This is a genomic window from Staphylococcus sp. HMSC071G07 (assembly GCF_001811435.1).
Lineage (GTDB): Bacteria > Bacillota > Bacilli > Staphylococcales > Staphylococcaceae > Staphylococcus > Staphylococcus pettenkoferi.
The window spans coordinates 123508-134661 of sequence record NZ_KV804756.1; the positions used below are offsets into that span (position 1 = coordinate 123508).

An 11154-nucleotide genomic window follows, 5' to 3' on the forward strand; every position below is an offset into this window, starting at 1 on the left:
ACGAAATCATAGATTTCTGTGCTTCTCCCCTAAGAACGCGAGCCGTTGCTCCCACCCCAATACGCAGTATTGCAAATTAGTACAAGACACTATGTTCTTACGAACATCAATTAGTATGATACATCAAATTACTTCTCCATCATCTTATCCTTCAGCTCATCGATCATTTGATTCGCCGACAACACACCACCAGACGTATTCCACACATCATCACTTACCTTATACACATGCCCCTTCTTAGACGCATTCAACTTCTTAAACTCAGGATCATTCAGCCAATCCTTCTCAAGCTGAGTCACCTTCTTATCACCATCCTGATAAGTGAAATAGAACAGATAGTCGCCATCCATCGCTTTAATTCGCTCTTTAGACAACCCTTTCTCAACGAAGTCATTCTTATCCTGACCCTCAGGACGCTTCACACCTAACTCCTTCAAGATCTGACCACTAAACGTCTTCTGATGATAAATTCTCACATCACCCGGCATAAAACGAACCATCGATACCGTTTGATTCTTCTTGTCACCCAGTTCATCACTGACTTTCTTCACATGATCATCATAATCCTTAAGCACTTCTTTACCTTTCTCTTCTTTATTAATTGCTTTCGCATACAATTTAAAGTTGTCTTTCCAGTCACCACGTAATTCTTTAGAGAAGACCGTTGGCGCAATCTTAGATAATTTCTTATATTGCGCTTCATCTCTAAACTTATTACCGATAATTAAATCCGGTTTCAACTTCGCAATTTCTTCCATATTAATCTTAAGCTCGTCCCCTACAGGCTTAATACCATCGAACTTATCTTTCAAGTGCGGATACCAAGGGTCACCATTAGATGAGTTCACTGCACCTACAGGTTTCACACCCATTGCCACAAGCGCTTCAGTTCCTTCATGCGTTAACACCACGATTCGTTTAGGATGTTTCGGCACTTCAGTCGTACCCATCGCATGTTTCACTTCATGCTTGTCTCCCTTCGAACTACTATCTTTACCGCCATTTCCACATGCCGAGAGCACAAGGATAAATGCAATTAGAATAGGTATAATCTTTTTCATTCCATTCCCTCTTTTCATTAAATTTCACCAATTGCGCGACAATTGATACTTATTCTCAATTATACGTAATTGATAATGGTTGTCAATTATACCTTGAATTCTATTTAATTTTTATAAAAGGTGAATGGCTTTTCTTTTACGCAAAGTTAGCTATTTCGACTGCGAAAGACACGTACGAATAAAAGTTGAAGTACGACTAATATCACGCCTGTAACGATAATAATGATGAGATACGGTTCACTGTGCGTCTCACCCTTCAAACCAACTAATGGGGTTACGATGCCTCCAAAGAGATACTGAACTAGACCCAACAAGCTCGACGCACTGCCACGCGCTCGTTTCACCTCACCCATCGCGATCGTAAATGAGAGAGTCGCCACGGCAGGCACAGGAGATACTAAGACAACAAATCCAACAATAAGTAGCAGAATGTGCCAGTGTGCAATAAGAATGGTACTGACTCCAACGATACCTACAAGTTGTATGAGCGTGAGAATACGTAATAATCGTTCTTCGCTAATATAAACCACTAGTTTGCTCGTGAGTTGTGTCACTACAATTAATGTAATTCCAACAAAAGCGAACGCAAGACTAAACTGTAAAGGAGATAAACTATAGATTGCTTGCGTAATAAATGAAGAAGCTGAAATATAACTAAATAATAGTACGAACGTAAATCCTTGAATCAACATCGGAATCAAGAATCGAGGTTGTGCTAATAATTGACCGAAACTTACAAAGATGCTTTTCAAAGCTAAAGGCTCACGTTGTTCCACCTCAAGCGTCTCACCTACTTGCATATAACTACCAAGTGTTAAACAAACACCAAAGATGACAAGCACCATGAAGACGACCTGCCAATGTGCAACAGTAATGATAACACCACCTAATGCAGGTGCGATGACTGGCGCGACACCATTGACGAGCATCAACATCGACATAAATTGTGTCAATGCTTGACCTTGATACAAATCACTCGCGATAGATCTGGATAGTACCGCACCAGCACCACCACAGAGACCTTGGATGAAGCGCAACCCTATCATCACCCAAATATTAGGTGCGAACACGATACCTAAACTCGCTATCGTAAAGACAAGCATGGCTATCGTTAAAGGACGACGTCGACCATATGTATCTGACAACGGACCAACAAATAGGTTACCTAATGCGAGTCCCACCATAAAGAGTCCGAGCGTGAGTTGTGCACTACTCGCAGATGTATTGAAATCACGCTGAACCTCAGGTAATCCAGGTAGAAACATATCAATCGACATGGCACCAATTGCGGTCAGTGCACCTAGGATAATAATATAAAGTACTTGGCTCCCTTTCTTAGACTGCATACGCTCATCTCCTCAAGTAAAGAATATTGTTACCATTATAGCGCTAATCTTTCGCGCTTGAAACCTTTCTACCTATATAAAAAAGACCTCACTCCTAGCACTTTAGCTTTGTTATTAAGCACTATTTCAGAGTGAGATCATTAATCTGAGCTTTTCACAATTTGTAAATCCTCGTCATTACTATTGCCTTCGAGTTCATAATCGACCTGACCATACGTGCCATCAGTCTTACGCTCATTGGTAGTTACGTAAAATGTATGACCTTTCTTAATGACATCTAGAATTTGAGGTCGTTCCGCATTGATAGTTGCGTCGCTTTCAATTACGTGTCGTGTCGATTTGTAATTCGTAGAGTCTTTCTTTAAATACTGGGAGACCAGCCCAAAATCATTTTGGGCGGTCGCCATATTAAAAGCATTCACATAGTTAAAGAAGAAACGGGATAATTTATCTTTGAAACTACTTTCTTCTTTCTCTTTCTTCTCTACGTATTTCTCAATCGCATCATTATCGAACTTCAATGAAACTGAAGTGTGCGGCTTCATATTATCTGTCTTCACTGTTGTTTCATTCGTCTTAAATGTTTTCTTCTTCGCTTGGCCTTCAGCCGATACTTTCACCTCTTGAGATTGAGGGAATGGGCCATAAGCTTGTCCTTTCTTATAATCATAAGTTTGATCATTGATATGAATCTTGATTGAACTTGTATTCAATTGACTCGCACCTTCAAGTTTCGGTTCAATGTACGCTTCATTGAAATCTTCTGAGACGTTGACCGTTTCTTTATTACTATCGTCGAAACTAAATTTCAAACGGCCATGGAATTTGCCTGTTTCTGTCTGTTTCTTCGCATCGATTTCATAATCACCAGGGATAAAACGACCGAGGGATGTCGATTTATTCTTATCCGCTTCTACTGTTTTCTGTTGATCATTCGCTTTAAACTTGTATGTCGCATCCATCTTCGGCTTCACAATCGCTTCTTTCGATGGTGCTGTGAAGTTCATGTTGTCGAAGAAGAGATAGCGACGACCATTTTTCGTAATTTGAAGTAAATCATCACCATTTTTAGAAGTGACGTGATCTTTAATTCGATTATCACTATGATTAAGGTCGGAAATCTTTTGATTCACTTCAGATTTAAATTTCTTCATGCCGACATTCTTTTTAATATACTTTATGTAAGCGTCAGCTTGCGCTCCGTCAACTTTATTGTCTTTCGTACTGAGTATTGTCGACAACTTCTGCGTATCATTATTATCAATCGCGTTAATCAAGAGATTGCTTTGCGACTCCGGTGAATTAAAGTTACGCAGTAGAAAGAATAGGATGATTAAGAGTATAACGATAAAGCCTGCAATGCCCCAAGGTACGATCTTGCGCACCTTGATATTCGCTTTCTTACGCGTTTCTCCCTTAGACTGCTGATTCATTTCATAGTTACAGTGTGGACATCGGTCGGCATCTTTCGGCACCTCTTGCCCACATTTCGGACACTGTCGCATCTCATCACCTCTATTTCTTTTCGACATATTATTTCATCATTTTAACATATAAAACATTGATTCAACACAAATGATCTATTCGTCGTGACTTGTTTTAATTATATTCTTAATAGAGTCATTTCTCATTTAATTTTATCGTCTATCTTCACTTTCGCTATTTTTAAAAGCGAGTAGCTCTCCACTTTCTATTATAATGCGATTTTGCGTATGTGAATATACATATTTGGTCCTAGATAATGATTCAATATTACATCATGTTAGTTTAAAACGCTATTCGGTTATGGTTTAATATGTATATTTTAAAATATTAGTTGACTACTATCAACTACTGTAGTATATTTACAATGTTCATTTTAAACATAAGGAGGATATTATGAAGACGATACTGAAATTCAGATGGCTAATTTCAATTATCGTAATTATCGCAGTGGCTTGTGCGATACTCTTCGCTCCTAACCTATCCAAACTCGCAAGTGACAATGGGAACATCGTACCTCCTAAAGATACGACGTCTCAACAATACACCGAGAAACTCAAGGACGTAGGTGCGGATTCTAAAAGTATCAGTGCAGTCATTGAACTCGATAAGAAACTCGATAATGACAGCAAGAAAGACATAAAGAAATATATAGATAAGATTGAAGATACGAAGGGTGTTAAAGACACAATTTCGCCTTTCCAGAATAAAGACGTTGAAGACAAACTCGTCTCTAAAGATAAGAAAGCCGTGATGATTCCAATCGACACGGACAATGATCGAAATAAAACGTTAGATGCTGCGAAAGATATCAAACACCTAGATAATAACTTCAAAGGCACATACGTGACAGGCAATGACATTATCTTTGATGACATCAATAAGAGCGTTGACGATGGCTTGAAGACGACAGAAATTGTAACGTTCGTTCTCATTCTCGTCATCTTATTCTTAGTCTTCCGCTCAGTGGTAACGCCTTTCGTACCACTCGTACTCATCGGATTGTCTTATGCATTCTCACAAGGCATCTTAGCGTTACTCGTGAAATACGCTGACTTCCCAGTTTCAATCTACATTCAACCGTTCTTGGTAGCATTACTATTCGGTATCGGAACCGATTACTGTATCCTGCTACTCAATCGGTATAAAGAGGAACTGGGCAAAGATCAATCCAACTTCGATGCAGTCTACCATACGTTTAAAAATGGCGGACGTACAATACTGATTTGTGCGATTACTGTACTCGTTGGATTTGCGGCACTGTTCTTCGTGAGATTCGAGCTCTTCCGTTCAGCTGTAGGTATCGCTGTCGGTGTGCTCTGTATGATGATTATACTCTTTACTTTATTGCCAACGATTCTCATGTTGCTGGGTGGTAAAGTATTCTGGCCTAGTAAACAAGCAAGTTCACACAAAGATAGTAAACTCTGGGGCAAACTCGGTCATTTTACATCTGGCAAACCATTCTTAGCATTAGTTATCGTACTCATCATCATGGTACCGATCATCATCTTTGCACCTAACAAGATTACGTACGATAATACGAACGAAATTAGTGATGACTATGGTTCTATCAAAGCCATCAATATTATTAAAGATAAGTTCTCTGAAGGCCAAGCGTTCCCAGTTCAAATTGCTATTAAAGACGACGATAAATTGACGACGAAGAAAGGTATTAACGATTTAGAAGCCCTTTCTCAGTCTATTGAAAAAGTTAAAGGCGTAGACAAAGTCAACACAATCACTCGTCCAACTGGCGAACCAATCAAACAGCTTAAAGCAACTTATCAACTGAACGAAATGCAGAAGAAGATTGATGATGCTAATAACGGCTTAGGTGAAGTGAATGATGGACTTGGTCAAATGAACTCCCAAGTTTCACCACTGACTGATAGCCAGAAAGTTCAAGGCTTGATGATGCAAGGTAGTCAAGCACCTCAACAAGCTAATCAGAAAGTGACGCAACAAGCTGGCCAAATGTCTAAAGGACTTCAACAATCACAACAAGGTATTTCTCAAGTTCAAGACGGTCAGAAGAAACTTCAGAAACGCTTGAAAGACATGTCTAAAGACGACGGCATCAACAAATCAGGCATGTATATCACGGATGATATGTTGAAGAATGATAAGATCAAAGATTCAATCGATCAATACAGTGATGGTAACGGTAAAGTGCTCTTACTCAACGTGGAACTTTCCGACGATCCATTCTCTAAGAAAGCGATGAACACTGTCGACTCTATTCACCACACTGTAGACAATCAAGTGAAAGATACGTCATTCAAAGATAGTACAATTGAATACGGCGGTAAATCATCAGAGAACAACGACTTACAAACAACAATCGACAATGATATGACGAAAGCGATTGTGCTCATTACGATCTTCCTATTCATCGTGTTATTAATCTTTGAACGTTCAATTATCATGCCACTGTACATGATTGCATCTATCTTAATCACTTACTATGCTTCTATCGGTATTGCGAACCTCATCTTCGACAATATCTTAGGCATGGGTGGACTGTTACTCGTGGTGCCATTCTTCAGCTTCGTCGTTCTTATGGCACTCGGTGTCGACTACGCCATCTTCCTAGTGAACCGCTTCGGCGAGGAAGTGAAAGGTGGCAAAGATATTCACGACGCACTGCTCACAGCTATGCGTAAAATGGGTGTCGTGATTATGACAGCTTGTATCATTCTTATCGGTACCGTTGCAGCCCTCTACACATCAGGCGCAATGACATTGATGGAAATCGCAACTGTCGTTATCCTAGGACTACTCATTTACAACATCTTTATGCTACCACTCTTTATTCCAGCCGTAGCGAAATCATTCGGCAAAGGTAACTGGTGGCCATTCAAATCTCCTTTTGATAAAAGAGATTAATTCAATACGAAACGCACGCAACTTTTAAGATTGCGTGCGTTTTCTCAAGTGATAGTCAACCATGCGGGAGTGAGACTACGAAATCAAGTCGATTTCTGTCTCACTCCCGTTTTCTTTTGGTTATTTTTCTTGTTTCTTCAATACAATTTTTTCATCACCACTGCTACCAGATTTATCTTTTAAGATAAGCTTTTTACCTTTTACTTTATAACTCATTTTCATTTCAACATTACCTTTTTTATCCTTAAAAGTCATCGTCTTTTTCTTTTTATCTATTTCCCCTTTATAATTGAGATCTTCCTCTTCTTCCTCCATCCACTCATTCAACTCATCATCTCCAGTATCATAATTGATTTGAGCAGTTTCCGCATCATCATCTGCTCTAAGTGTGAGTTCTTTGTTCTTGTATGTACCATCAACTTTGTTGCCACATGCGGCAAGCAGAATCATCAAGCCGAGACATACACCAATTAATCTTTTCATAAATACAACACCTCAAATAAGTTTATTAAACAAGCAGTTTCTAACTATCTATATTTCAATCAATCTATGTGCTATTGAAATATATTGTCTAATCACTTGTTTCTAAACACAATTATAGAGATACACACAGACATTTATTGTCCACTTCGTCGAAAAAAACTAAATATTATAAAAAAGCCGATAGTCATTGAGACATGCAGGCAATACATCCTACCTATTCACTGCACACCATCAATCTATCGGCTTCTCACTTATCTGAGGCTTTCATCAATATTCTATTATTAGACTGTTAAATTCTCTTTAACCGGCGTAGGTTCTGCATTATTCTTATCAATTTCAAATCCTAAGTCTTCAATCATCTTGAAGTCCATTTGGTTCGGTTGTCCACCTGTGATTAAGTAGTCCCCTACAAAGATGGAGTTCGCAGCTTTCAACGCCAACGGTTGAAGTGAACGTAAATTAATCTCACGGCCACCCGCAATACGAATTTCTTTCGTCGGATTAATCAATCTGAATAAAGATACGATACGTAGACATTTCATCGGTGTAAGTTCATCTTTATCACCAAATTTCGTACCTTTAATCGGATGGAGGAAGTTAATTGGAATACTGTCCGCATCCATTTCTTTTAACGCGAAAGCCATATCCAAGATATCTTGGTTAGACTCGCCCATTCCACAAATCACTCCAGAACATGGTGAAATGTTGTTCTCTTTCATAATCTCAATCGTATTCGTTCTGTCTTGATATGTATGCGTCGTTACCACATTTCCGTGATAATTCTCACTCGTATTAATATTATGGTTATAACGATCCACACCAGCATCTTTCAATTGCTTCGCTTGCTTCTCATTCGCTAAACCAAGGCAGGCACACAGACGTAACTGAGGATGTTTCGCTTTGATTTGTTCCACCGTCTCACTGATGTGCGTCACCTCTTTATCACTTGGGCCACGACCACTCATCACGATACAGTAAGTGCCGATATTATGTTCACTCGCCACATCCGCACCGTTCATAATCTCCTCTTGCGAAATCAAGCTATAGCGCGTCTTCTGCTTCATTTCACGAGACTGACCACAGTAGCCACAGTCTTCAGGACAAATTCCACTTTTCGCATTGAGAATCATGTTAAGCTTAACCTTTTTCCCATAAAAATGCTTACGTAATTTATATGCTTCATTCAACAAGAGCAACGTATCGATGGATTCATCTTCGTAAATATGTAAGAATTCATCTTTCGAAATAGCTTCCCCTTGTAAGATTCTTTCAGCTAATTCCATAGAAAAAACTCCTATTCTTAATATTAGAATATACCCGTATGTAACAACTTACTACTTCTATATCATAGCGCTTTCTCTAATTAATGTAAACTTTCAATTTATAAAAGTTTACAAATAGAACGATCCTTTTACTCGTCAAGAGCGTATAAAAAAAGCGTTATTACAACTGAAATCAAGTCGTAATAACACTCGAACTAATGTGGAATAAACCACATCGCAATGATACTGCTGAAGAATAGTACCGCAAAGTAAATCGTCAACAACAAACGGTATTGATACATGATCGCGAGAAAGTCACGCACAAGCATGATATGTAGGAAAGATAACGGCGAAGCACTGCCTACCCCTTCCATCTTAAGATTCAATTTCTGTCCAAAGCGTAACGCTCGCATAATGTGGAAATGACTCGTGATACAAACAATATGACTATTGAGAAAACCTAAATCTGCGAGCACTTCTTGAGAAGAAGCAATATTCTCAAATGTACTCGTCGACACAGACTCAAGATAAATGCGTTCACGCGGTACACCTTTAGCGATAAGATACCGCTGCATCGCCAAAGCTTCAGGTATCGGCTCGTCCGGCCCTTGACCTCCACTAACCAGAATCGGCGTCTGAGGCTCTCGTCTCCATAACGCTAACGTCTTGTCCAAACGCGCCGCAAGCATCGGTGTCACCTGTTCAGTATAGATGCCTGCCCCAAGCACGAGAAAGATATCTGCAGGTCGAACGCTCGTATTTTTAGCATGATAGGCTGAGACCATAACCGCGAAACAACTCAACGCATACAACGCACTGAGCCCAATCGCCGACAACCATGCAAAGATCGCATTCAACCCTATAGGCATCGTGCTGATATAGCGCGTCGCAACTGTGAACAGTACCGCCCATCCCACGATGCGATATAACCTCCCGTAGAACCTTAATCCCACTGCTTGATCGTTAAGCGACCGATGTTTAACATGTAACAACATCACTTGTACGATGAGTAAAATGATGAGGTCAAACGGCACCGTCTGAGTAATCACATGATATAGAATTACGGCAAATCCCAGACAAACATGTAAAATATAAACATTTAACTGAATCATCTGGCTGATACCGAAATAAATAGCCAGAAATAAGAAGAAACTTATCACGCATAACAAAATCGGTAGAAATATCATGGTGCACCTCACTGTCTAACGTTACATTTTATTAAAAGTTGAGAACAAATCTAGGTTATTACATCCAAAAATACCTTAATGTGTTAAAAATTTAAGTACGGAACCGCTTAATAATATCGGAAAACTTACATACATGTTTTCCTTCAACATTGAGCTGAAAAGTACTCGAAAACAACTCTTTATATGAGCGCAATGATAGGCAAATATGCGACACTTACCCGTATAGATGTAATAAATCAAAACTATGCGTATAAACTATAGATAGATTCTTTCAACTTATACATTTTATTGATACTATAAAAGTAATATCAACTTCTTAATTGGCTTAATTATAGCAGTTTCTTTAATATTTTGTAAGAAGGTCTCATAGAGACAACCAATAGAATTTTAACTAATTTCGTCTTTCAGAGGTGCAACTATGGTCAAAAATTTACGTAATCACATAGATTTTATGGGTCAATTTCTCGACGATACCAACCGTTTATTAACACAATTACTTAAAGATATGAGGGCTTCTTACAACATTTCTAAAGAACAAGAAGAAGTCATAATGATACTGCACAACGAAGAGGCCTTAACCCTCTCACAAATCACCGAACGCCAAGGAGTTAATAAAGCTGCCGTTAGCCGACGTATCAAAAAACTCATTCAAGCTGGCTTAGTACGTTGGGAACAATCAGAAGAACACACCGACCAGCGTTATAAATACATTACTTTGACCGACAAAGGCAATGAATATAGCGAAAAATCACGCAACGTCATCAGTGATATCGTCGGACAATTATTAAGCGACCTCGATGGTGAAGAAATAGATCTAGCACTCACCGTGTTAGAAAAAATTGATAAACGTCTGAAACATTATTTGAATAACTAATACGAGTTTGTTTTCAATGTTTTGACTTCGCTTGCTTTCTTCATCCTTATCCTTTAGAAATCAAAGTTTTTATCGTTAATTTGTAACATTGTGATATACAATCAGACAAAGGCGCATTATCTCTTTTTTATTTGTTTGACCACCTATAATTATAGAGATAATTGCGCCATTGTTATATTAGAGACAAAAAATTGGACTGAGAAGTAAATCCATTTTTACTTCACCAGTCCAATTTATTATTAAACTACAAACTCTCCATTAAACCAATTTAAATTTTTCATCTAACACTTCTCTACATAATATAGCCTTAACACGACACACTCTCTTCCTCGAAACACTAAATTAAAACTAAAACAAAACAGTAGTGGATGTGGTGATTATGATGAGCAAAAATTAGAAGTATATCATTTAATTTTGCGTACCATGCAATACAAGTAAAGGGGGAGTAGGCGAGACTCTTGAGGGATTTAAGGACACAGCGAAAATCCAGTAATGATACGCAAAGCGTGTCATTACTTAGTTGAGCGTGGCCCCCTAAGAAAACATATTAAGATAGGTAGTAAGGAAATT

At 38.7% G+C, this 11154-nt stretch carries 8 protein-coding genes; 2 read left to right on the forward strand and 6 right to left on the reverse strand.

What is annotated here, in order from left to right; all coding sequences use genetic code 11:
• Positions 1-128: 128 nt before the first annotated feature.
• The 3 genes from HMPREF2802_RS02980 to HMPREF2802_RS02990 form a co-directional block, all read right to left on the reverse strand.
• Positions 129-1061 carry an ABC transporter substrate-binding protein gene (locus HMPREF2802_RS02980; protein ID WP_002472178.1) on the reverse strand — a complete coding sequence of 311 codons (933 nt, stop codon included), beginning with the start codon at positions 1059-1061 and terminating at the stop codon, positions 129-131.
• Between the two features lie 146 nt (positions 1062-1207).
• Complete coding sequence (locus tag HMPREF2802_RS02985; RefSeq protein WP_070502708.1) at positions 1208-2407, reverse strand: putative multidrug effflux MFS transporter TcaB; 1200 nt, start codon at positions 2405-2407, stop codon at positions 1208-1210.
• 140 nt (positions 2408-2547) lie between these two features.
• Positions 2548-3939, reverse strand: coding sequence for a membrane-associated protein TcaA (locus tag HMPREF2802_RS02990; RefSeq protein ID WP_256277917.1), 1392 nt, complete (start codon positions 3937-3939; stop codon positions 2548-2550).
• 346 nt (positions 3940-4285) lie between these two features.
• Between HMPREF2802_RS02990 and HMPREF2802_RS02995 the strand changes: the two genes are divergently transcribed.
• Entirely contained in the window at positions 4286-6778 is a 2493-nt protein-coding gene (locus tag HMPREF2802_RS02995; protein ID WP_002472180.1) for an MMPL family transporter, read from the forward strand.
• A 120-nt stretch (positions 6779-6898) separates the two neighbouring features.
• Here HMPREF2802_RS02995 and HMPREF2802_RS03000 read toward each other — a convergent pair whose 3' ends face one another.
• From HMPREF2802_RS03000 to HMPREF2802_RS03010, 3 genes are all read right to left on the reverse strand, one after another.
• Complete coding sequence (locus HMPREF2802_RS03000; RefSeq protein ID WP_002472184.1) at positions 6899-7261, reverse strand: hypothetical protein; 363 nt, start codon at positions 7259-7261, stop codon at positions 6899-6901.
• Between the two features lie 281 nt (positions 7262-7542).
• Complete coding sequence (bioB, locus tag HMPREF2802_RS03005; RefSeq protein ID WP_002472181.1) at positions 7543-8544, reverse strand: biotin synthase BioB; 1002 nt, start codon at positions 8542-8544, stop codon at positions 7543-7545.
• A 194-nt stretch (positions 8545-8738) separates the two neighbouring features.
• A complete protein-coding gene (locus tag HMPREF2802_RS03010; RefSeq protein WP_070502710.1) occupies positions 8739-9710 on the reverse strand; it encodes a YdcF family protein in 972 nt (323 codons plus the stop codon).
• A 418-nt stretch (positions 9711-10128) separates the two neighbouring features.
• Here HMPREF2802_RS03010 and HMPREF2802_RS03015 point away from each other — a divergent pair, with 418 nt between their 5' ends.
• Positions 10129-10584, forward strand: coding sequence for a MarR family transcriptional regulator TcaR (locus HMPREF2802_RS03015; protein ID WP_049409908.1), 456 nt, complete (start codon positions 10129-10131; stop codon positions 10582-10584).
• Positions 10585-11154: the final 570 nt, after the last annotated feature.